The organism is Natrialba hulunbeirensis JCM 10989 (assembly GCF_000337575.1).
Classification (GTDB): Archaea; Halobacteriota; Halobacteria; order Halobacteriales; family Natrialbaceae; genus Natrialba; species Natrialba hulunbeirensis.
The window spans coordinates 71433-92483 of sequence record NZ_AOIM01000042.1; the positions used below are offsets into that span (position 1 = coordinate 71433).

Annotated in this window: 23 protein-coding genes; 6 read left to right on the forward strand and 17 right to left on the reverse strand. The window is 62.7% G+C overall.

Annotation, left to right across the window (positions count from 1 at the left end):
* Window positions 1-5: 5 nt before the first annotated feature.
* The 8 genes from C483_RS18335 to C483_RS18370 all read right to left on the reverse strand — a co-directional run bounded on the left by C483_RS18335 (window position 6) and on the right by C483_RS18370 (window position 7797).
* Window positions 6-1241 carry a metal ABC transporter permease gene (locus tag C483_RS18335; RefSeq protein WP_006654859.1) on the reverse strand — a complete coding sequence of 412 codons (1236 nt, stop codon included), beginning with the start codon at window positions 1239-1241 and terminating at the stop codon, window positions 6-8.
* Window positions 1241-1981 (reverse strand): metal ABC transporter ATP-binding protein, encoded by a 741-nt coding sequence (locus C483_RS18340; protein WP_006654860.1) that lies wholly within the window; start codon window positions 1979-1981, stop codon window positions 1241-1243. Before C483_RS18340 ends, C483_RS18335 begins: the two co-directional genes overlap by 1 nt.
* 142 nt (window positions 1982-2123) lie before the next feature.
* Entirely contained in the window at window positions 2124-3518 is a 1395-nt protein-coding gene (locus C483_RS18345) for a metal ABC transporter solute-binding protein, Zn/Mn family (RefSeq protein WP_006654861.1), read from the reverse strand.
* A gap of 244 nt (window positions 3519-3762) precedes the next feature.
* Window positions 3763-4422: a hypothetical protein gene (locus tag C483_RS18350; RefSeq protein ID WP_006654862.1), complete on the reverse strand. Its 660-nt coding sequence runs from the start codon at window positions 4420-4422 to the stop codon at window positions 3763-3765.
* A 75-nt stretch (window positions 4423-4497) separates the two neighbouring features.
* A complete protein-coding gene (locus C483_RS18355; protein ID WP_006654863.1) occupies window positions 4498-4974 on the reverse strand; it encodes a YbaK/EbsC family protein in 477 nt (158 codons plus the stop codon).
* Window positions 4975-5068: 94 nt separating this feature from the next.
* Window positions 5069-5494, reverse strand: coding sequence for a hypothetical protein (locus C483_RS18360; protein ID WP_049912932.1), 426 nt, complete (start codon window positions 5492-5494; stop codon window positions 5069-5071).
* Between the two features lie 79 nt (window positions 5495-5573).
* Window positions 5574-6695 (reverse strand): YhjD/YihY/BrkB family envelope integrity protein, encoded by a 1122-nt coding sequence (locus C483_RS18365; RefSeq protein ID WP_006654865.1) that lies wholly within the window; start codon window positions 6693-6695, stop codon window positions 5574-5576.
* Between the two features lie 79 nt (window positions 6696-6774).
* On the reverse strand, window positions 6775-7797 hold the full coding sequence (locus tag C483_RS18370; RefSeq protein ID WP_006654866.1) for a carbohydrate kinase family protein: 1023 nt from the start codon (window positions 7795-7797) through the stop codon (window positions 6775-6777).
* 118 nt (window positions 7798-7915) lie between these two features.
* Between C483_RS18370 and C483_RS18375 the strand changes: the two genes are divergently transcribed.
* Together C483_RS18375 and C483_RS21010 are read left to right on the forward strand one after the other, a co-directional pair.
* Window positions 7916-9118, forward strand: a complete 1203-nt coding sequence (locus C483_RS18375) for a hypothetical protein (protein ID WP_006654867.1) — start codon at window positions 7916-7918, stop codon at window positions 9116-9118.
* An 89-nt stretch (window positions 9119-9207) separates the two neighbouring features.
* Window positions 9208-9417, forward strand: coding sequence for a hypothetical protein (locus C483_RS21010; protein WP_241431536.1), 210 nt, complete (start codon window positions 9208-9210; stop codon window positions 9415-9417).
* A 365-nt stretch (window positions 9418-9782) separates the two neighbouring features.
* Here the strand turns inward: C483_RS21010 and C483_RS18385 are convergent, their stop codons facing one another.
* Window positions 9783-11252 (reverse strand): aldehyde dehydrogenase family protein, encoded by a 1470-nt coding sequence (locus tag C483_RS18385; protein WP_006654869.1) that lies wholly within the window; start codon window positions 11250-11252, stop codon window positions 9783-9785.
* Window positions 11253-11455: 203 nt separating this feature from the next.
* On the opposite strand from C483_RS18385, the gene dpsA reads away from it, so the two are divergent.
* Complete coding sequence (dpsA, locus tag C483_RS18390) at window positions 11456-12001, forward strand: DNA starvation/stationary phase protection protein DpsA (protein ID WP_006654870.1); 546 nt, start codon at window positions 11456-11458, stop codon at window positions 11999-12001.
* A 110-nt stretch (window positions 12002-12111) separates the two neighbouring features.
* Here the strand turns inward: dpsA and C483_RS18395 are convergent, their stop codons facing one another.
* From C483_RS18395 to C483_RS18405, 3 genes are all read right to left on the reverse strand, one after another.
* Window positions 12112-12519, reverse strand: a complete 408-nt coding sequence (locus tag C483_RS18395) for an arsenate-mycothiol transferase ArsC (RefSeq protein ID WP_394295581.1) — start codon at window positions 12517-12519, stop codon at window positions 12112-12114.
* Between the two features lie 126 nt (window positions 12520-12645).
* Window positions 12646-13806: an ACR3 family arsenite efflux transporter gene (arsB, locus tag C483_RS18400; protein WP_049912919.1), complete on the reverse strand. Its 1161-nt coding sequence runs from the start codon at window positions 13804-13806 to the stop codon at window positions 12646-12648.
* Entirely contained in the window at window positions 13803-14195 is a 393-nt protein-coding gene (locus C483_RS18405; RefSeq protein WP_006654873.1) for an ArsR/SmtB family transcription factor, read from the reverse strand. The genes arsB and C483_RS18405 overlap by 4 nt, the downstream gene beginning before the upstream one ends.
* A gap of 171 nt (window positions 14196-14366) precedes the next feature.
* Between C483_RS18405 and C483_RS18410 the strand changes: the two genes are divergently transcribed.
* Window positions 14367-14762 (forward strand): RidA family protein, encoded by a 396-nt coding sequence (locus C483_RS18410; protein ID WP_006654874.1) that lies wholly within the window; start codon window positions 14367-14369, stop codon window positions 14760-14762.
* A gap of 106 nt (window positions 14763-14868) precedes the next feature.
* On the opposite strand, the gene C483_RS18415 is transcribed toward C483_RS18410, so the two are convergent.
* Entirely contained in the window at window positions 14869-15048 is a 180-nt protein-coding gene (locus tag C483_RS18415; RefSeq protein ID WP_006654875.1) for a DUF7331 family protein, read from the reverse strand.
* Window positions 15049-15195: 147 nt separating this feature from the next.
* Here C483_RS18415 and C483_RS18420 point away from each other — a divergent pair, with 147 nt between their 5' ends.
* The gene (locus C483_RS18420; protein ID WP_006654876.1) at window positions 15196-15735 is read left to right on the forward strand and encodes a macro domain-containing protein; all 540 of its coding nucleotides are present in this window, start codon (window positions 15196-15198) and stop codon (window positions 15733-15735) included.
* A 27-nt stretch (window positions 15736-15762) separates the two neighbouring features.
* On the opposite strand, the gene purM is transcribed toward C483_RS18420, so the two are convergent.
* From purM to C483_RS18435, 3 genes are all read right to left on the reverse strand, one after another.
* Window positions 15763-16764: a phosphoribosylformylglycinamidine cyclo-ligase gene (gene purM, locus C483_RS18425; RefSeq protein WP_006654877.1), complete on the reverse strand. Its 1002-nt coding sequence runs from the start codon at window positions 16762-16764 to the stop codon at window positions 15763-15765.
* Window positions 16765-16842: 78 nt separating this feature from the next.
* Window positions 16843-17472 carry a hypothetical protein gene (locus tag C483_RS18430; RefSeq protein ID WP_006654878.1) on the reverse strand — a complete coding sequence of 210 codons (630 nt, stop codon included), beginning with the start codon at window positions 17470-17472 and terminating at the stop codon, window positions 16843-16845.
* Window positions 17469-19274, reverse strand: coding sequence for a TraB/GumN family protein (locus C483_RS18435; protein WP_006654879.1), 1806 nt, complete (start codon window positions 19272-19274; stop codon window positions 17469-17471). The genes C483_RS18430 and C483_RS18435 overlap by 4 nt, the downstream gene beginning before the upstream one ends.
* A gap of 188 nt (window positions 19275-19462) precedes the next feature.
* Here C483_RS18435 and C483_RS18440 point away from each other — a divergent pair, with 188 nt between their 5' ends.
* Window positions 19463-19903 carry an acyl-CoA thioesterase gene (locus tag C483_RS18440; RefSeq protein WP_006654880.1) on the forward strand — a complete coding sequence of 147 codons (441 nt, stop codon included), beginning with the start codon at window positions 19463-19465 and terminating at the stop codon, window positions 19901-19903.
* 7 nt (window positions 19904-19910) lie between these two features.
* On the opposite strand, the gene C483_RS18445 is transcribed toward C483_RS18440, so the two are convergent.
* Entirely contained in the window at window positions 19911-20999 is a 1089-nt protein-coding gene (locus tag C483_RS18445) for a S66 family peptidase (RefSeq protein WP_006654881.1), read from the reverse strand.
* Window positions 21000-21051: the final 52 nt, after the last annotated feature.

Below are 21051 nucleotides of genomic sequence, written 5' to 3' on the forward strand. Positions count from 1 at the left end.
GCGTCTCAGCGCATCGAAATCGCCGCCCCCGCCCGGTCGGAAACGAGGATCGCGAGCAGATAGATCCCGATAGCGGCGACGATGATCGACCCCCCAGTGGGAAGGCTCTGGCTGAACGCGAAGGCGAAGCCCGCAACGATCGAGAGTTCGCCGAACAGGATCGAGAGGTACAGCGTCTCGCGGAAGCTCTGTGCGACCTGTGAGGCTGCAGCGACGGGGATGACGAGCATACCAGCGACGAGGATTACGCCAAGAACCTGTATCGCGCCGACGACGACCACGGCGGTCATTACGACGAGTAGGGTGTTGTACCGCGTCACGTCGAGCTGGGCGACACGGGCTGCCTGTTCGTCGAACGTGATGAACAGCAGCTGTTTGTACGTGACTGCGACGACGGCAACGACAGCGACCGTGAGGATGGCCATCAGTCGAGCACCACCCGCGGTAACGACGCTCAGGCTTCCAAAGAGAAACTCCTCGATGTCGACTGGGATGGCAACGATGTCGCGGCTCCAACTAATGAGCAACGTCCCGACTGCGAAGCTCCCCGTGAGCATGATCGCGATCGGAACGTCACCGTACGTACTCGTGTGCTCCGTAAGCCACTGGACGCCGAGTGCGCCGAGCACGCTCACGACGAGTGCGACGAGCAACAGGGATCCGTTCCAGCCGGTCAGCCCCGTGAACAGGATACCGACTGCGATGCCGGCGAACGCGGTGTGGGCGAGCGTCTCGCCGATGAGTGCCATCTGCCGGTGGACGAGATACGTGCCGACCAGCGGCGCGACGATACCAACCAGGATACCCGTCGCAACTTGCCGCCAGACGAACGCGTGCTGGAAGAGGTTCGACCCGATCACGTAGTCCATCCACATGCCGGCGATCAGCACCTGCTCGAAGAGCAACTCCGAGGCCGGGCCGATTCCCGTTGCCGTGTACGCCGACTCGATCGACGGATGAAGATCCGCGAGTGGGTAGTGTCGAAGCCAATCGATGAGCAAGAATCCGATCAGAAGCGCAGCAACTGCACCGACGAACGCGATGCCGGTGAGCTCGGCGCGCCGACGGAGCGAGCGTGGCGTGTGGCCTCGTCTTGTCTCCTCCCCGCGTGGCGTCGAGTGTGCTGTCGACGGTGCGTCAGCAGTTGGATGCGTGTTTGGGTTCGATTCCGGCTCCGAATCGACATCCGATCTCGACTCTACATCCGATCCCGACCCAGAAGGCGTCTCTCTCCCGCTCATCAGTGGTGATGGTGCACGACGGTTCCCGTCGCGCCGTAGGCTTCACTCAATGCATCGCTCTCGACGAACGACTCCGTGTCGCCATGATGGTACAGTTCCGTGTTGATACAGGCGATCCGATCCGCGCGGTCCGTGACGACGCCGATATCGTGCTCGATCAGGATGATCGCGATCCCGTCGTCGTTCAGCGACTCGAGTAGCTGGTAGAACGCGTCCCGCGATTCGGCGTCGACGCCGACAGTGGGTTCATCGAGCGCGAGCAGGTCCGCCTCCGAGGCGAGCGCGCGTGCGATGTAGGCCCGCTGGCGCTGGCCGCCGGAGAGTTCGTTGACCCGCTGGTCTGCGAGATCCGTGATGCCGACCGTCTCGAGTGCCTCCTCGGCGATGGCCTCGTCCTCGGCGGAGAGACGAGCGTGACCGGCGTGGGCGAATCGGCCCATACGGACGCACTCGCGGACGGTAACGGGCATCGTGCCGCCGCGGCTGGTCGCCTGCTGGGAGACGTAGCCGATGCGGTTGCCCTGCTCGAAGTCGTTGACCGGGTGGCCGAACAGTTCGACCGAGCCCTCGTCGGGCGAGAGCAGGCCGAGCATGAGGTGAAGGAGTGTGGTCTTTCCTGACCCGTTCGGGCCGATGAGCCCGAGAAAGTCGCCCTGCTCGACGGTCAGACTCACGTCAGAGACGGCAGGCTGTTCGCCGTAGGAAAACGAGACGCCATGGCAGTCGACGACCGAACTCACTGTAGTCTCACTTCCTGTTGGGTGATGCGTGCGTTTAGTTCTTCCAGTTCCCGATTCCGGACCTGGCTGCCAGCGTCGGGTTCTGATTGGTCGGTCGAGGGTGGAGCGACAGCGGGGAGGGGTCGATTTGCGGCCACTGCGATCACTCCGCCTCGAGTGCCTTCCGAAGCGCGGGCAGGTTCAGTTCCTCCATCTGTTCGATCCAGCCCCAGCCCTGGTCGTTCCACTCGGCGGTCGTTCCCTCGGTCGGACTGATGGCCTCGGCCTCGGTCGCCTGACTGTTCTCTAGAAGGTGATCTACCTCTCGGGGAACGTCACCCTCCGTGGCATCGAACGGATCGTAGAGGATCGTCTCGATACCCTGTTCGTCGATCAGGTCGATCGTATCCGCCAGGTCGCCGGTCGTAATCTCTGCGTCAGGCGAAATCGTCGTCGGCGTGTGGATCTCGAAGCCGTATCGCGTTTCGAGGTACTGGAACGAATCGTGGCCGGCGAGAACGGCGATCTCTTTCGCCGCCTCGTCCGCAAGGGTCTCGAACTGGTCGTCGACCGCGTCGAGGCGGTCGATGTAGTCTGCGGCATTGTCCTCGTAGAGCGACGCATTGTCCGGGTCCATCTCCGCGAGGCCGTCCGCGATCGTCTCGACCATCTGCTGGGCGATCACCGGATCGACCCAGACGTGTGGGTCGTAGAACTCCGGCACGGAGTCGTCGTTGACCGATGGCTCGTCGACGACTTCGGCGGTCATGTTGTCCGCACTCGTGTCCCAGACCACCTCGCCGTCTGCCACGAGTTCGAAAATGACACGCGTGCGGCCGGTCTCGAGGCCGTGGAAAACGATGTGCTCTCCCTGTGACTCGATTTCAACCACGTCGTCTGCTGCACCCTCAGTCACTCGTGCGTCGATCCGGAACGGTTCGTCCTCACCGAGTGGGAGGACACGACCGTCGTCGTCCGTGAAGACGCCCTCGACTGTGGCGTAGTCGTCGACCGGAATCTCCGGGAGGCCCCCGTGCCAGTGGTTAGCATCGCCGTGCCAGTAGGCGACCTCGGCGTCCGTTCGCCGGTTGTAGATGTCGAACTCTGTGATCGTAATATCGTTCGGATCGTACTCCGCGTCGGTATCCGGCTCCCGGTCACCGTTCTCGCTTTGGGCTGGAATGAGACTGGACTCGAGTCCGTCCATCGCATCGATCAGCGTCACGTCGCTGCCGTCGGCTTCGATATCGGCAGCCACGTTTTGTGCCCACGAGAACTCGGCGGTGTCGAGATAGATGAAGACGTTTGAACTGACGATATCGCGACGCAGATCCGCGGGCGGTTCCCAGCCGTGGCCCATCTCGCCGGTTTGGATTGGATTCTCGATCTCGAGTGCATCGCCACTGACGTGCTGTGCCCAGTCCCAGAGCGCGAAGAACGCAGCATACCCACCTTCGGAGTCGGTGGCACCGTCAGGTTCACTCAGACAGCCGGCCCCAGCCGCGAGGGCGGCGGTCCCCGCCCCGGCCGTGAGTACCGAACGACGTGACAGCTTCATAGCTATGAGTACGGTCGGTCGAATAAAAGGGTTGTTATCTACAACCTTTGTTTTAATAATTCGCCTGCATCAGAGCAGGGGTAGTTAGTAACGATAATGCGAACGAGGGACCGCCTCCGCAGCCGGTAGAGAAACAGGTGCCCAGTGGGGAGTCGACGACAGCCACGTGGCGCTGTCGTTGAACGGGGTGGCTACGCTCGAGATATCCCACGAGTGTATCGAGAGCGGGGGTCAGCAGGTCAGCTTAGTGGTCGTGGTCGTGGTCGTGGTCGTCTTCGTGACCGTCGTCGTGGTCGTGGCCATCATCGTCGTCGTGGTCGGAATCATGCTCGTGGTCGTCGATATCTTCGACAACCTCCACCTCGAGCGCAGGTGACTCCCAGTCGGCGTGGTCGCCGTGCCAGATCTGGAAGACGAGATCAGTGAACCCTGTCTCCTCGCCGGTAATATCAAGGTGGTCGCCGTGTGCTTCGACATCGACAATCTCCTGTGCGCCCTCAGCAAACTGTGCGTTGAGCGTATACTCCTCATCCTCGCCAAGCGTAATCTCGTCCCCGTGGTCGTCTTCTACGTGGGCCCCAACCGACACGAAGCCGTCGACCGGGACGAGCAATGGACCGTCGTCCCAGTGGTCGTCGTGGACGTAGGCCGAGACGGCGTCAGCGTCACGGTCTATGAGTTCGAACGTCTCGATATCCATGTGGCCGTGGTCATCGTCGTGATCCTGGTCGTCATCACCGTTCTCGGTCTCCTGCCCGTCGTCGCCGTTCGAACTCGCGTCATCTCCGTTTCCGCCTTCGTCTTCGTCGTCATCACTCAGACAGCCAGCGAGGCCGAGCACACCGAGCGAACCAGTGGTTGCGAGCAGCGAGCGGCGCGTCGTATCGCGTGGATCGATCGTCATTGTTAGTGTCTACTCCACCAATACCACTCCTTAGTAATCAAGGCACTGATTTTGTTAATGTGGCTGCAAGGTATCCTACTCCGCCACAGACGCCGGCGAGGCGTCCGCATACCGCCGTAACCGGTCCGGATCGATCGGAAACACCGCCTCCGGCGTCCCCGCCGCCGCCCAGACCGTCTCGTACTCGAGTAGCGTCTCGTCGATCACGACGGGAACCGATCGGTTGTGACAGAACGGTGGGACGCCGCCGATGGACCAGCCGAGCTCCTCACGGATGCGGTCGGCGTCGGCCATGGAGACGTCGCCAGTCGCTGCGTCGAACGTGTCCGCGAGGGCGGCTTCGCTGACGCGGTTTGCGCCACTGGTGACGGAGACGACGAGCGAGCCGTCGACGTCGAAGACGAGCGAACTGGCGATCTGCGCTACGTCGCAGCCGACCGCGTCAGCGGCATCGGCTGCCGTTTTCGTCCCTTCGGGAAACTCCTCGACGGCAGGGTCGAAGTCGAAGTCGGTGCGTGCCTGCTCTGTGAAAGACTGCGCGCGTGGGTGCATCGCTCGTTGGAGCGATTCCCGGGAAGTTGCAAAAGTATTGTGCCGGGCTGACGTGCGACACGGCCGGTGGTGGCCAGCTGATACAGGTGGGCGTTCAGTTCTCGAGTCCGATCTCCATTCGGACACCATCGAGTCGATGGTACTCTGCGCGCTGGTCCGGTTCGTCGGTGCGAACCACCTCGAACACGTCGAAGCGAACGACGAGTCGTCCCGGATCGATCGTCGCCCGAAGAACCGGCCCGCGGCTCGTGATTACGACGTACGGTGGCGCAGGGACCGGCTGTGCCTGTAGCTCGTACCCCGTCGCATCCACCGCCGACCCGAGGACTGTCGGGAGAGTCGCGAGGACACCAGTCGACTCGAGTTCAGCACGGAGAGACTCGACGAGGGGGTCGGGATTCGTCGTTCGGGCGGTGTCCCACTCGTCTGTGATACGTGTCGCGCAGTCGTCGATAGCCGCAATCGTCTCGGTGTGGTCCGTGCGGAGGCGGCGTCTGGCAGCCCGGACTGGGTGAGACACGGTGTGTAGAGCGTCGACAAGGAACGCACTAAGCTCTCTCGATTTGAGCGTCTGACGCAGACGGTGTGGCTGAACTCGCTCAGTCGTTGCGCCGTTCGACGACGCCAATACTGATCGAATCGACGTTCGAAAGCACCGTGTCGGCACGCTGTTTCCACGGCGGTTCGTCGATCGTATCCACTGTGCGCTGTAGCTCCGAGTTCTCTGCCTCGAGGTCTCGTGTGAGTGATTCCAGGTGATTGACCCGATCTTCCAGCCGGTAGCGCCGGGATCGTTGTGCCGCGAGATCGTTGCGAAGCTGTGCGCGCTCGCGTTCGAGGCGCTCAACACGGTTTGCGAGACGGTCGCGCTCACGCTGTGTGTCGTCGATGAACGGGTCACGGTCCGTCGCGGTGATCGACTCGTCGTCTTCGGGGACGAGTCGGCCCGTTCCGACTGCGTTGATCACTGCGCCGACGAGCAGGATGAGGCCGCCGAAGTAGAGCCACGTCAGGAGGAGCAAGACGGCTCCGACGGGGCCCGCGGCTTCGGATTCTCCCGCAAAGGAGACGTAAACCTGAAAGAGCGACTGGAGGGCGGTCCAGCCGACCGCGGCGACGACGACACCCGGCAGCACCTCGCGAGCGGTCACGTCGACATCGGGGAAGTAGTAGTACATCGGCAGGAACGCGAGCGAGAGAACGACGACGAGAATCAGTGGACTCACTAGCCCGAGGAACGGAATATCCGGAAAGAGCGTAAGCAGCAGGCTCGCCGCACTCGCGGCGATCAACGCGCCGCCGATCGCACCGAGGACGATACCGGCATCACGCAGTTGCTGGACGAACGAGCCCACACCGCCCGAGTCATAGATTTCGGAGAACGCGGTGTCGAGTCCTCGGAAAATTTTGAGCGCCCCCCAGACGAGGACGACGACGCCGATCAGTGTCGAGCCCGCAGTTGCGGGCGATTCGGTGATCGCATCCTCGATCATCATCTGCCCGCTCTCGGGCAGAAAGCCTCCCGTAGAAGTCGCAACCTGGCTCGCGAACTGCTCGTCGCCCAGAATCGTGACGACGAAGAAAAGAAGCACGAGCAGCGGCAGCAACGAAATGAACGCCTGATAGGCGATCCCTGCGGCCATGAACGGCACATTCTTCTCCTGAATCCCCGCGACGACTGATTTGCCAAACGAGACCGCATCCCCGAAGTCAGTAGCCATAACACCGCTTCAACAGCCCACCAGATAGGTGATTTGCCTGGGTTCGCACGGCGCGAGCGGAGCGCGCCGCGAGTCGGCATCAGCCACAGTCGCCGTCGCCCGATCGTTCGTCCCGAAACCGCGCAACCGTCTCGCGGTCCGGCATCGCCGTCATCCCACCCCGCCCGGTCGTCGTCAACGCGGCGACAGAGCAGGCGAATCCAAGCGCCTCGGTCACCGACTGCCCGTCACGCAGCGCCACAATCACCCCGGCAACGAACGCATCACCCGCGCCGGTCGTGTCCACGGTGTCGACCTCGTCTCCAGCGTTCTCGGCAACGAGTGGGGCAGACCCGTGCTTATAGTCAGGGCCCTCCTCGGCCCACGGCGAGTTCGCACCTACAACCGCGACGGCACCCTCGCTCCCGCGCGTAACGAACACGGTGTGGGGTCCCGCAGCCTGCGCGAGCACGTCCGCCCCGAGTCTCGCCGCTGTCTCACCCTCGAAGCCGAGCAACTCGAGTTCCCTCGCCGTCGCCTTGCACACGTCAGTCGCTGTGAGCGCCGCTCGACAAACCCGCCTGAACGTTTCTGGCGACTCCCAGAGCTCCAGCCGCGCGTTCGGATCGAACGATACGGGACAGCCGGCGTCGGCGGCCCGTTCGATCAGGTCGAGCGTCGCCATCCTGGCGGGCTCGCTCGAGAGCGTGACGCCGCCGACGTGGACCCACTCGAGTGCCGCGAGCGTCTCGTCGTCGATCCGGCCGGGTTCGAGGCGGGTGTCTGCGGTCCCGTCGCGGTAAAAGGTGAACTCGCGGTCGCCGGTGTCGTCGTGGGTGACGAACGCGAGCGTTGTCTTCGCGTCCGGGTCGAACTCGAGGTAGCGGTCGGACAGACCGTGGTCGGCAAGTGTCGCAGCGAGAAAGTGACCGAACGGGTCGTCGCCGACGCGGGTCCAGAACAGCGGCGGCGAGTCGAGGTGTGCGAGGCCAACGGCGACGTTTGCGGGTGCGCCACCAGGTCGGCGGTCGAACTGGTCGACATCCTCGAGCGGGCCGGTTTGCGCCGGTAGAAAGTCGACGAGCGTTTCGCCGGCGACGAGAACGGAGGGAGCAGTCCGCATGTGCGTACTCAGTTCGGCGTGTCCTATTGTCATTCCGGTCCCTGTTGGGGTTCAATCCGATCACCGTGTGTCAATCGGATAGTATATTATGCTGTGATTGTAACCTGTGGAGACAGACATGCGTACTTCGTTCCCGCGTCGCCGGTTGCTCGCGACCACCGGTGCAATCAGTGCCCTCGCCGTCGGTGCCGGCTGTCTCGACGATTCGGATTCAGAATCCGATCCGGAAGACCCCGACGAGACCGAAACCGAGTCGGACGACACCACGAACGGCACCGACGACTTGACCAGCACCGTCTCGACAGATACCGATCTGCGAACGCACCTCCAGTGGCTCCCGGCCGCAGCCGACGCAGACGGAGACGGAGAGATAACAATCCATTACGCCGATCTCGAGGCAATCCGCACCCACGAATCCGAACTCAGCGACGAGTTCCGCGAGTCGACACAACTCGAGTTGGCGGACCTCGACATCGACGATATCGATCAGTTCGGCGATGCAACGGCGATCGAGACCAGCCTCTCGTTCGGCATCGACAGCAGCGCGGCGAACATCGCGTTCGGCGGCTCCTTCACTCCCGAGGCCTCCGACATGGATCCGACGGAAACCATCGGTGAATTCACCGTCTTCGAGCCTGGGAACGGAACGATCGCCGTCTCCGACGCGTGGCTCCTCGTCAGCCACCCCGACGGACTCGGCGTCGAGACGCTCCTCGAGGCCGGCCGCGGAGAGACAGAACTGCTGGTCGAGACGGACGAGACGACCGCGACGCTGGCAGAGGTACTCGAGTCCACCTCCATCGCGATCGGTCGGGTGACGGGAGCCGACGCGGCTACCGGCGAACTGGCAGCAGTTGGTCACGGCGCGACACTCGACAGTGAGACGTCGACAGTTACGTTCGTCGGGGTTACTGCCGACGGCGACGATCCCGATTCGCTCCGTGAGGAACTCGAGCGCTCAGGCGGCGAACTCGAGGACTTCACGGTCGAAACGGCGGAGTCGACTGCGGTGGGTGAGGGGACCGTTCCGACGGACGAGGTCCAACTGCCCTCGCTCGGGCAATCGGTCCAGCAGGAAGTACAGGCAGCCGTCTCGGTCGACGTGGACCACGGAGAACAGACGGCTGAGGTGGTCTTCACTGCAAGCGGAAACGCTGATCACGTCGAGGTCGAAGACGGCCTCAACCAGTCCGAAAGACTCGATGCGGTCGGCGAACGTGTAACGCTGACCTACGACGAAGGAGACGAGACGACCATCCAGGTGATCGCCGTTGCCGGTGATAGGAAGACAGTCGTTATGACACAGGACGTGTCGTTGTAATCGAACGTCGTTGCCCCCTCCTGTAGTATGCGATCGGCTGTCGACCCGAGTGGCAAAAAGGTTACAATTTAGGTCGGCGTTGTGAGCGCATGAGTCGATCACCACGTCTCTGCACCGTGGCTGCACTTGGTACGCTCCTTCTGGGCACGTACCTACCGTGGGTTGCGGTCAACCCGCGACACGAAACGAGACTCCTGATCGGCATAGCAGGGATGGGTTCGGGACTCGAAATCTACGGCCTGCTTATCCTCCCGCTCACAGTCGTCGCACTCGTGGGAATGGGACTTGAGCTCCCCTAGATCAGTACGACAGCGTTCCGGGCGTTCGTCGGGGTCGCTGCGGTCGCGCTCTCGCTGTTTTTCGTCTGGTATCACGATCACGGCGTCACGGGGATGTTCATCGCAGGGAGTGGCGTGTACGTGACGGTTGTCGGCGGCTTCGTGCTTCTCGTGCTGGAACGGCAGGCCGTGAGTGGGGTTGTACCAGGCTACTAGGATTCACACTGGGGCTAGTCTGTGACTGCTCCTGTGTGGATCAGTACTCGAGTACTGAGGACGAGTCACTGCCCAAAACGAAAACTAGACGGGAACAGTGAGCGTGTGGTGGAAGACGAGAGAGACCGACGGCAGCGACGCAGACAGCACAGACGGCGCAGACAGCGCGGTTAGAGGATGATACTCTTCTTACGTAGCATCTCGTGAATCGAGGCGTCGAGCCCTTCGCGGCCGATACCCGAGTCCTTGTTGCCGCCGAAGGGAATGTCTCCGAGACCGTGTGACGGCGCGCCGTTGATGCGAACCGCACCTGCGTCGACGAGGTCGGCGAGGCGCATTGCACGGTCGTAGTCCGCGGTGAAGACGGCGGCGTCGAGCGCCAGATCGGAGCCGTTGGCGAGGTCGATGGCCTCGTCCTCGTCCGCGAAGGTCGTGACGGCGGCGACGGGGCCGAACTGTTCTTCGTCGACGATACGGGCGTCGTGGGGGACGTTCGCCAGCAGCGTCGGCTCGAAGAACTGGTCGGCGAGTTCGTCCGGTACGCCCTCGGGAGCGCGGCGTTCTCCACCGCGGACGAGGTCAGCCCCCTTCGCGACGGCGTCGTCGACGAGTTCCTGCACCCACTCGGCCTGGGATTCGCTGATGAGCGGGCCGAAGGCGGTGTCCTCGTCGAAGAGGTCGCCTGCGGTCCAGGAATCCATCGTTCGGTCGATCCGTTCGACCAGATCGTCGTGGACCGACTCGTGTACGAGCACGCGCGAGACGGCCGAGCAGCGCTGGCCGGCGTACTTCAGCGATCCCTTCACACAGTTTCCTGCCACGTCGTCTAGATCGGCATCGTCGAAGACGATCGCTGGCGCGTTGCCGCCCAGTTCCATGTGGAGATTGACCATGCCGCTCTCGCGGGCAACATGCTTGCCGGCTCCCGAGGAGCCAGTCATCGCGATAGCGTTGATCCGATCGTCGCCGGACATGAGGTCGCCGATCTCGCTGACATTTCCGGGGACGAAGTTGAACGCACCGTCCGGAATGCCGTCGACCTCGGCGATGACATCGGCGAGGATCGCCGCCGAAATCGGCGTCTTGCTCGCCGGCTTGAGCAGAACGCTATTCCCCGCGGCGAGCGCGGGAGCGACCTGCAGCGCCGTCGTCGCGATCGGGTAGTTGTACGGCGTGATACACAACACCGCACCGATGGGTTCGTGCTTGACGATCGCCTGCCAGCCCTCGTGGCCCGCAGTCGATCCCTCGCGGAACTCGCCCTTGCTGACGATATTGCGCGCCTCTTCGGCCGCGCGGTCGAATCGCTTGGCCGCCTGCTCGACCTCGCCGCGCGCCGAGGAAATCGGCTTGCCTGCCTCGCGAACGATCACTTCGGCGAGATCCTCCTCGCGCTCGCGGAGTCCGACCGCGATCTGTTCGCACCACTCGGCGCGCTCGACGACCGTCGTCTGGCGCAGTTCCGGCTTGATCTCGTGGGCCGACTCGAGTGCGGTCCGTACTTCAGCTGGGCCGGCGGCGGTGACCTGTGCGAAGGTCCCGCCATCGGCGAGGTCCGAGACAGACAGGGTGTCGTCGGTCTCGAGCCACTCGCCGTCGACGTAGATTCGCTCCCGCCGGTGTGCGGCTCTCGTTGCCATAGAAAAGCCTTGGACCGCCACACTGAAAATGTTTACTCAGTCTCGAAAAAACGGCACAATTTTTGACCATCGGATTAGGCGACACGTCTGTCACAGTAGGCCAACTGCTACCACGATATGGAGAACTATATTTTCCAATGTAGAAAGAATTGTTTTGCGTTGGGGAAACCTTTAAGTCGAATGCCGGTGTATCACAGAGTGTGATGAGCACCCAGAAGACTGTCCGTCAGTCGGCAGATACCGTCGAGGAGAACGAACTTCGCCTCGAACAGGAGAAGGCCGAACAGATCGTCGACGCGCTGAACACCGAACTCGCGAACTCGTACGTGCTGTACCACCAACTCAAAAAGCACCACTGGGTCGTCGAGGGTGCCGAGTTCCTCCCGCTACACGAGTTCTTAGAGGAGGCCTACGAGCACGTCGAGGAAGGCGCAGACGTCATCGCAGAGCGTGCCCAGGCACTCGGCGGCGTCCCAGTATCGGGACCAACGAACCAGGAACAGCGCGCGACCGTCGAGTTCGAAGGCGAGGACGTCTATGACGTCCGAACGATGTTCCAGAACGACCTCGAGATGTACGGCGACATCATCGAGTCGATGCGCGACAGCATCGAACTCGCCGAGAACCTCGGCGACTACGCGACCGCCGAAATCCTCCGCGAGATTCTCGTCACGCTGGAAGAGGACGGCCACCACTTCGAGCACTACCTCGAAGACGACACGCTCGTGCTCGAAGAAGCAACGAAGTAAGCAGACGACCGTGTCGACAGTGACGGCAGGCTCTCTTTTTGCGACACCGCACAGATCGTTCCTCACGTCACAACCGGACAGTTCACCGTGTCTCGTATCGGGCGCAACCACTACCGTCGGCGCAGTTCATCGAACAGCGCCGCGACACGCGCCTCGATTTCGTCTCGGATGTCACGGACTGTTTCGCGGTCTTTCCCGTGTGGGTCGGTGAGGTCCCAATCGCGGTTCTCGCCGCTCCACGTCGCCGGACAGACGCCGTCCGCCGAGCAGCCCATCGTGACGACGTACTCGCAGTCCTGGAGTTCCGCGTGCGTAATCTCCTGCGGTACCCGGTCGCGCAGGTCGATGCCGACCTCGTCCATGGCGTCGACGACTTCCTCGTGGACGGCATCGGCCGGGTCCGTTCCGCCGGTGACGATCTCGACGGTGTCCTCGAGTCCCCGAGCGTCGCGCTCGGCGAACGCGGTTGCCATCTGGGATCGACCGGCGTTCTGAACGCAGACGAAGGCGATGCGTATCGATGGTGGTGTTGGTTGTGTCGATCCTCGCGTCGATGTCGTAGCGTGTGTCGGATTCTCAGTCATCGTGGGCAGTGAATTTCTGGGTGGTGTGTTGAGACGTGCGGCGGTCGGATACCGATGGCGTCAATCGTCTTCGGATGGTCGTCCCGCTGGTGAGCCGACGAGGCCACCAACGTCGAACCCGTCCCAGTCGAACCGTCGCTGGAAGTACAGCGCGACGTGGACGAGTGCGAGCAAGACGGGAACCTCGATCAGTGGGCCGATCACGGTCGCGAACGCGACGCCGGAGCCGATACCGAAGACGGCGATGGCGACTGCGATCGCGAGTTCGAAGTTGTTCGATGCAGCGGTGAAACCGATTGCCGTCGTCGTCGAGTAATCCGCCCCGATTCCGCGACCCATGCCGAAGCTCACGAGGAACATAATCACGAAGTAGATCGTAAGCGGGATCGCGATCCAGACGACGTCCATCGGCGCGGCGATGATGTTCTCGCCCTGCGTCGAGAACATGACGATCACGGTGAGCAAGAGCGCGATGAGTGTCACCGGACTGATCGCAGGAAGAAATTGCTCCTCGTACCACTCCGTTCCCTTGCGAGAAACGCCGACGTAGCGCGTGAGAAGGCCCGCGGCGAACGGCACCCCGAGGAAGATTGCGATCGCTTCGAACACCTGCATCGTCGTGATCGAGAACTCGGCGACGAGCGACTCCATGCCGAGCAGCGGCGGGAGGAACATCGCGAAGAACCAGATGTACACGCCGTAGGTGAGAATCTGGAAGACGCTGTTGAACGCGACCAGTCCGGCGGCGTACTCGTTCGATCCCTCCGCGAGTTCGTTCCAGACGAGAACCATAGCGATACAGCGCGCCATCCCGATGAAGATCAGGCCGAGGAAGAATTCGGGTCGGGCAGGAAGCCCGAAGAACGCGCCGCTGAAGAACACGATCGCAAGAACGAACATGAGCGTTGGTCCGATGAGCCAGTTCTGAATCAGGCTTAATCCGAGCACGCGCCAGTTTCGAAATACCGTCGGTAACTGGCTGTACTCCACCTTCGCGAGCGGCGGATACATCATCACGATCAAGCCGAGTTCGACGAGCGGCAGTTCGTTCACTGCCTCGGCAGTTCCCGGTGCGGCGTAGCCGAAGCCGATTCCGATCGCCATCGCAGCGAAGATCCAGACGGTGAGATACTTGTCCAGAAAATCCATCGACCGGGGATCACCGCAGCTCTCGCAGGAACAGTCGGGCCCGTGCTGGTGTGTGGCTCCGCTCGCGCTCATTCGACCGTGCCCTCGACGAGCGTCACGATCGCGACGGCCCGGTTCGTCGCGCGGTACTTCTTCCAGCGGCCGTCTTTCCGGCTCTCGACCAATCCGGCGTCGACCAGATTCGACAGCGCGTGGCTGAGTCCGCTTTCCGTAATGTCGACGACTGCATGAAGTTCGCACACACAGAGTTCGTCTCCGGCGGCGACAAGGACGCGAATCAGCGTGTAGCGCGTCTCGTTCGCGAGCGCCGACAGCAGATCGAGTTCGGCGTCGATCTGCGACGAGCCGAGTGCGTCGTCGAGCGCCCCTAGTTCGTCGAGTCGCTGCTCTAGGTCTTCGCTTCGACACTCGCCGAGTTCGTCTTCAAGATAGCGCTCGAGCCGATCAGTCGTGTTCACCATCACGATTCACTTGAGTACCTCTTCAATTATAGGTTGCGATAGTAGAGGACCAATATGGATGTAGGAGCCCACAGACCGACTAAGTCTGTGTCATTGCATCTAAATAGATTGAGTACTCATTCAACTATAATGCCCGATAAGTCCACCAGTCAATCGACGTCGAGCGATCCCATGACAGTCTCCCGTGCGAGTAACCCGACGCGACGGCAGCGCGACGGAACGGCGTTCGTCGGCGGCTTCGGCAAGACGACCGGCGACTCAGATCTCCTCTTTGTCGAAGGCCAACTGCCGGAGCGAGACGGCACGGTACAACACCACCTCACTGCCCCAGAACAGCTGGAACGCTGCCTCGCCACGCTCGAATCGAAACTCGCCGCTCACGGCAGTGAACTCGAGGGCATTCTCCAGGTCACGATCTACGTCACCGACATGGATTCGTACGACGAGATCAACGCGGTCTATGAGCGACACTTTCAGGAGCCCTACCCGTCGCGGACGACTGTCGGCGTCTGTGACCTCCTCGGCGGCGCCGCGGTGACGCTCGACGCTGTCGTCGCACTCGAGTAACGGTCGGCGCAGTCGACACTGAATGGGATAGACCAGCGCTGAAAACGGAGAGTCTACAGTGGCGACTCTGGCTGGAGTCGCTCACCGAACTCGAGTCGGCCCAGAATCAGGGGTCGAGATCGACGGTCAGATCGGTTGCGATCCAGCCGTCACTGTTGTCGTGCTCGGTAAACACGGCCTTTCCGGGCCGCGTTTCGTGACAGGAGACGATTGCAGTTGGCTGCTCGGGTTCGGGTTCGGATTCCGCATCGGCATCAGTATCCGCGTTACGGGCGGGCACGTCCATCACGAGAAGTTAGGCGAGCCTAATTCTAAAAAGGTTTTGGTCGGCCTAAACGGTAGCGGACTGGACACTCACTCGAGCTAACGCGTCGAGGACATAGCAACACACTGCAAGGACAGCACCAAACGGCCGGCTATCGAACGACGACACATGGAGTTCGATGTTATACAGGGCGACATCGCCGCACAGTCCGCAGATGCACTCGTCAACGCCGCTGGAACCAGCCTCGAGATGGGCTCCGGCGTCGCTGGCGCGCTCCGCCGACGCGCCGGTGACGAACTCAACCACGAGGCAGTGGAGAAGGGACCCATCGACCTCGGCGAGGTGGCAGTGACGGACGCCTACGACCTGGACGCTGAGTACGTCATCCACGCCGCCGCGATGCCCCACTACGGAGACGGCGAGGCGACCGAGGAAAGCATCCGCGACGCGACACAGAACGCGCTCCAGCGCGCGGACGAACTCGAGTGCGAGTCGCTCGTCCTGCCGGCGCTTGGCTGTGGTGTGGCGGGGTTCGAACTGGAGACGGGAGCGTCGATTATCGGCGAGGAACTGGAGGCGTACGAGCCGGAGACGCTCGACGACGTTCGGTTCATCGCGTACAGCGACGAGGAATACGATGCGATTCGGGCAGCGGCAGGGAAGGCGGAGCAGTCGGAGATGATCGAAGAGGGTGAGGCAGACCGGTAAAAGAGCCGAATCGACAGCTCAACAGAATCAGGCCAGCGACAACCCGCGAATCTCGACCGACTCACCTTCCTCGACACGACCGATGAGGTGGCCGTCCGTCTCGGCGACGAGCGCCTCAGCCCGTTCCTCAGAGAGCGCAACGACGAAGCCAGTGCCCATGTTGAACGTCCGGTGCATCTCCTCGTCGGTTACGTTGCCCTCCTGCTGGACGAACTCGAAAATCGGCTGTGCCGGAAGCGGATCGTCGACGACGTACTTCCGATCACCCATCCGCAGCAGGTTCGTCCAGCCCCCGCCGGTCACGTGGGCCGCGGCGTGGACGCCGTGTTCGTGCATGGACTCGAGTAGGTCGGTGTAGATGCGGGTCGGGCGAAGGAGTTCCTCGCCGATGGTTCGGTCAGTGTCGTGGGGGAACGGGTCGTCGTAGTTGTGGTTCCGGGTGACGGCTTCGCGGGCGAGCGTGAGTCCGTTCGAGTGGATGCCGTTCGAGGCGAAGCCGACGAGTGCGTCCCCGACCTGTGCGTCGCCGTCGAACACGTCGTCCTTGTCGGCGAGGCCGACACAGGTTCCCGCGAGGTCGAATCCCTCGACCACGTCGGGCATGACGGCGGTTTCGCCGCCGAGCATGGTGAGGTCGGCCTGTTCGAGGCCGACGGCGAGTCCCTCGCCGATCTCGTTGGTGAGCGTCTCGTCGGGGTCGTCGATCGCGAGGTAGTCGACGAAGCCGACGGGGGTGACGCCGGCGGCGACGAGGTCGTTGACGTTCATCGCGATGCAGTCGATGCCGATCGAGGAGGCGTCGTCGACGGCTTCGGCGACGAGGAGCTTCGTGCCGACGCCGTCGGTAGCGAGTGCGAGATAGCGGTCGCCGATGTCGAGGAGGCCGGCGTACTCGGTCGTGAGGTCGCTGCCAAACGCTTCCAGCAGGGCGGCGGTCGCGTCCTCGCTGGCCTCGATGTCGACGCCGGTCTCGGCGTAGGTGAGTTGTTCCGCGTCGTCGCTGCTCCCGTCGTCCGCAGGCGCTGTCATGTGGGAACGACCGCGCGGGGTGAGCAAAAGGTCACCGGTCCGTCGAGAGCGGGGACGAGAGTCGACGCTGCTCGTCGGTCAGAACAACCCGACGAACAACACGACGTAGCCTGCGAGCAGAACACTCGGCACAAAGACGAGCGCGAAGACGCCCTTGTGCCAGTCGTAGACCGACTTGCCGTCGAGCGGCCCGAACGGGATCATGTTGAACGCGGCCAGGAAGAGGTTGATCCAGACGCCCATCTGGCCGATCACGCCGAGAATCCCGGGGAACAGCATGAGCGGGAGGAACATGAGCGCGAGCAGGTGGTTGGTGATCGGGCCGGCCAGCGCGATCATCGCGTTCTCCCGTTTGGTGATGCGCCCGCGGTGGTAGACGGCTCCCGGCGCGGCGAAGATGAAGCCAATCAGGGCGCTCATAATCGCCAGGAAGAGCATCTGGTAGTCTGCACGGAACTCGGCGAGCTGTCCGTACTCGATCGCGACCACCTTGTGCGCCAGTTCGTGCAGGAGGAAGGCAACGCCGACGGTGACGAAACACAGCCCGACCATCAGCGCGAAGTAGCTCACAGAGAGCTCGAACCGGTGAATCGGCGCGAACAACAGTGCGAAGGCGACGCTCAGCGTCAGCCAGGCGATCGCGAGATCGAACAGTTCCTTGTCGCTAAAGGACAGGGAGGGCTCGGGATGGTGGGTTCGGACGCTCACGAAAGGGCCTCCAGGATCAGCTCGAGACTGTTTTCGGCACCCTGGAACAGCTCACCCATCAACGCATCGACGCCACCGAACTCGGGGCCCGCAAGCCACGGCAGGACGATCAGCGGGAACAACACGGTCGCGATCAGGCTCCCGATGTTCGTCAACGCGACGATCATGATGAGTCGGAACAGCGGCACGTTGAACATGTCCTCGAGTGCGTCGCTGATCGGGCGCTCGGTGTCGCCGGCGATCTCGTTCAGCGTCTGGATGTCACGGACGTTGACCGGGCGGTGTCTGAGCTCGACGTAGCCGGCGAACCAGCCGGGTGCGAGCAGCGGATTGATGCTCGTCAGCCAGGCGACCGCACCGCCGACGCCAGCGCTGGTCCAGCGTGCGCCGGCGAGTCGCGCCAGCGTAAACGCGAAGATGCCGTTAAAGAGGAACCAGGCGGCAAACAGCTGTAACAGGAAGGTGTTCTGGACGCCGGCCATGATCAGCAGGAAGAAGAAACCGAAAAAGCCGATCATGATAAGATAGCCGAACACCTTCAGCGGCGAGAAGCGCCGACTCGAGGCGGTGCCCGTCAGCGACTCCATCTGGGGGAGTTCCGAGGGGTTCTCGAGATACCGTTCGATGCCGGCTTTGTGGCCGGCACCGACGACAGCCACGACGTCGTAGCCGTGTTTGCGCAGTTCGTGGAGGTTGTGTGCGATGTAGGCGTCGCGTTCGTCGATCAGTGCGTTCGCACCGCGCGGACTGAAGCGACGGAACTCCTCCATCATCGCGGCGACGACGTCACCGTCGGTCATCTCCTCGATGTCGACCTCCTCGATATCCTCGACGTCGCCGCCGAGCGAGTCGAGGACGACGCCGAGAATTGCGCCGATGGCGACGCCGACACCGAGTCCGGCGAGCATGCCAACACCGCCGCGGATCGAGTAGATGCCGGCGTTTTCGAACGTCGCGGCGGAGGCGGGTCCGACGAACGTCTCGGTTGCGACGAGCGCGAGCGCTCCGACGATTCCGACGCCGATTCCGGCGAGGACGCTGGCCGAAAAGCCGTTTAGCAGGTCGCCACCGTAGCGGTCTGCGGCCTGAATAGACGGGATGAACAGCAGTCCGATGAACGCTCCGGCGGCGGCTCCGAGTCCGACCGCGCCGACATACTGGAGCGTCGCGGTCTGGCTGACGCCGAGCAAGAAGAGGTCGCCGTATCCGAGGAAGGGGGCAAGAAATGCAGCGAAGACGAATCCGAGGACGAGCCCGGCGACGGCACCGAAGGTGAGGCCGATCGTTCGGGGGTCAGTGATTCCGAGGGCGAGCCCGCCGACCATCTTGAGCTTCTCTGAGAACGAGAGGCGACTCCAGAAGCGCTGAATCGTTATCTGAATGTCACGGTCGACCAGCGAGACGCCGCTGCCGTTTCGTTCGGCGGCCTCGATTGCGGCGCGCATGTCGGCACCGGGTTCGATATCGAACTGATCGCCGAGTCGCGACTGGACGTACGAGAGCATCCAGTAGGCCAGAAACTGAAAGACGGTGTTACCGGAGAGGAGATCCTTCGCTTCGATGTCGTCGGGCGTCCCGCCCTGCATCTGGCGGTATCGGCCTTCGTCGAGTTCGACGGCAACCACGTCGGGCTGTTCCCGATCAACGGTTTCGTGAACGTCGTCGACGCTCGCCTGGGAGACGTGAGCCGTCCCGAGGACGTGAACGGAGCCGTCTTCGTCCCCCTCGGGATCCGGGTCTGCAGCCGTCTCCGTGACGGGATCGGGGGGTTCCGGCACGTCGGCGTCGCCTGCATCACTCATTACCGGGTGTAACTCGGCCGCGACTTTTACCAGTATCGAACTGCGTGGTGGTAGCGAGTCACAGCGAGCCCCCGTCCAGAGCATCGGGCTCGCAGGATCGGTACGCCAGCTAACAGCATGGCTGAAACCACCACACACAGGCCCCGACGACGGCAAGACTGATTGCGCTCGTACGGAAAGAACGGGCAATGACTGACCTCATGGAAACCCTCGTCGAGAATCGGGAGATGGTCCAGCCGAATCACGCCAACATGCTCGACTCGGCCCACGGTGGCAACGTGATGAAGTGGATGGACGAAGTCGGCGCAATGTCGGCAATGCGCTTCTCTGGGGAAACCTGTGTGACGGCTCGCGTCAACCAGATGAACTTCGAGCGCCCGATCTCCGTCGGCGATACGGCCTATATTACGGCCTACGTCTACGATTCCGGCGAATCCAGCGTCCGCGTTCGACTCGTCACCGAGCGAGAGGACCTCCGAACGCGCGAACGTGAGAAGACGACCGAATCCTACTTCGTCTACGTCGCAATCGACGAGAACAACAAACCGACGAGCGTTCCCGAACTCACCGTCAGCACCGACGAGGGCGAACGACTCCGGAAAAAGGCACTCGACGGCGAGCGCGACTGAGAGGCTCTCAACCCTCTTCGAACCGAACTGTCTCTTCCTGCGGATCAATCTCGACCCAGCCACCGATCGGAATTGGCGTCGTCGGCCACGTATGTCCGAAGTCGACGTTGGTGACGACCGGTGCATCCGGATTGTACCGCGCGAACACGTCCTCGATCACCTGCCGCTGCTGGTGGCGATAGGCCTCGCGTTCGTCGGCCGGCCGGTCCTCGAGATGCGTCCGTGCCGGCGGCCGTCCGACGAGCACGCCAGCAAAGCGCTCGAGTACCCCGCGCTCGCCAAGCGCCCGAAGGACGCCCGCGACCCACTCGGCGTCCGGCAGTTCCTCGGACGTCTCGAGTGCGAGCACGGTGCCATCGAGGGCAGACTCGTTTGGGAGGTACCGATCGACGATGAACTGCTGGTCGAGGATTTCGAGACAGCCACCCCAGAGGCGTCCCGAGACGGGATCGTCGCCACCGTCCCACTGCCAGCCCGGATTGGGTTCGGTTCCGCGGGGGTCCTCGAGTTGGGCCGGCGTCGCCCAGTCACCGGGTTCGTCCGTGAATTCAGTGGCAGGACGGAGCGCGCCGAGCGAGTCCGCAAAGAACGCGCGTTCGGTGAACTCGATCGTGTGTTCGAACATGCGCTCGTCCATCGCGAGTTCGGTCATCAGGCACGGACCGTAGTAGGTGACGATGCCGAGATTCCACAGGTAGAGCGCGAGATTCGTGTTGTCGCTGTAGCCGTAGAAGCGGGTCGGATTCGCCCGGAGCACGTCCGGATCGAGGTGTTTCAGCACCCGGATCTGATCGTTGCCGCCGATGACGGCGATAACACCCGTTATTTCGGGATCTTCGAACGCGTCCATCACGTCCTGCGCCCGCTGTTCGGGATTCTCGAGCAGATACTCGGCGTCGCGTGTCGCCGTCGGATACTCGACGGGTTCGAGTTCGAACACCTCGCGCAGGCGCTCAAGTCCAAGGTCGTACACTTCGCCGAAATCGGTGCGCCGGTTCGACGCCGGTGCGATAACTGCGATTCGATCGCCGCACTCGAGTGGTGGCGGCGTGACGAACGTCTCCGGCCGTCCGTTCTGTTCCGTTTCCGAGTCCATACCGCTTGCCTGACTGTCAGGTCGCAAAACTCTTTCCCAGGTGTGAGACACG

What these genes read in the sequence shown, in the direction of transcription:
- C483_RS18365 (WP_006654865.1), bottom strand. Translation starts at nt 6,695, where the DNA reads ATGGCTACTGACTTCGGGGATGCGGTCTCGTTTGGCAAATCAGTCGTC.
- C483_RS18335 (WP_006654859.1), bottom strand. Translation starts at nt 1,241, where the DNA reads ATGAGCGGGAGAGAGACGCCTTCTGGGTCGGGATCGGATGTAGAGTCG.
- C483_RS18410 (WP_006654874.1), top strand. Translation starts at nt 14,367, where the DNA reads ATGACAGTCTCCCGTGCGAGTAACCCGACGCGACGGCAGCGCGACGGA.
- C483_RS18405 (WP_006654873.1), bottom strand. Translation starts at nt 14,195, where the DNA reads ATGGTGAACACGACTGATCGGCTCGAGCGCTATCTTGAAGACGAACTC.
- arsB (WP_049912919.1), bottom strand. Translation starts at nt 13,806, where the DNA reads ATGAGCGCGAGCGGAGCCACACACCAGCACGGGCCCGACTGTTCCTGC.
- C483_RS18350 (WP_006654862.1), bottom strand. Translation starts at nt 4,422, where the DNA reads ATGACGATCGATCCACGCGATACGACGCGCCGCTCGCTGCTCGCAACC.
- C483_RS18445 (WP_006654881.1), bottom strand. Translation starts at nt 20,999, where the DNA reads ATGGACTCGGAAACGGAACAGAACGGACGGCCGGAGACGTTCGTCACG.
- dpsA (WP_006654870.1), top strand. Translation starts at nt 11,456, where the DNA reads ATGAGCACCCAGAAGACTGTCCGTCAGTCGGCAGATACCGTCGAGGAG.
- C483_RS18355 (WP_006654863.1), bottom strand. Translation starts at nt 4,974, where the DNA reads ATGCACCCACGCGCGCAGTCTTTCACAGAGCAGGCACGCACCGACTTC.
- C483_RS18435 (WP_006654879.1), bottom strand. Translation starts at nt 19,274, where the DNA reads ATGAGTGATGCAGGCGACGCCGACGTGCCGGAACCCCCCGATCCCGTC.
- C483_RS18415 (WP_006654875.1), bottom strand. Translation starts at nt 15,048, where the DNA reads ATGGACGTGCCCGCCCGTAACGCGGATACTGATGCCGATGCGGAATCC.
- C483_RS18385 (WP_006654869.1), bottom strand. Translation starts at nt 11,252, where the DNA reads ATGGCAACGAGAGCCGCACACCGGCGGGAGCGAATCTACGTCGACGGC.
- C483_RS18440 (WP_006654880.1), top strand. Translation starts at nt 19,463, where the DNA reads ATGACTGACCTCATGGAAACCCTCGTCGAGAATCGGGAGATGGTCCAG.
- C483_RS18370 (WP_006654866.1), bottom strand. Translation starts at nt 7,797, where the DNA reads ATGCGGACTGCTCCCTCCGTTCTCGTCGCCGGCGAAACGCTCGTCGAC.
- C483_RS18420 (WP_006654876.1), top strand. Translation starts at nt 15,196, where the DNA reads ATGGAGTTCGATGTTATACAGGGCGACATCGCCGCACAGTCCGCAGAT.
- C483_RS18345 (WP_006654861.1), bottom strand. Translation starts at nt 3,518, where the DNA reads ATGAAGCTGTCACGTCGTTCGGTACTCACGGCCGGGGCGGGGACCGCC.
- purM (WP_006654877.1), bottom strand. Translation starts at nt 16,764, where the DNA reads ATGACAGCGCCTGCGGACGACGGGAGCAGCGACGACGCGGAACAACTC.
- C483_RS18375 (WP_006654867.1), top strand. Translation starts at nt 7,916, where the DNA reads ATGCGTACTTCGTTCCCGCGTCGCCGGTTGCTCGCGACCACCGGTGCA.
- C483_RS21010 (WP_241431536.1), top strand. Translation starts at nt 9,208, where the DNA reads ATGAGTCGATCACCACGTCTCTGCACCGTGGCTGCACTTGGTACGCTC.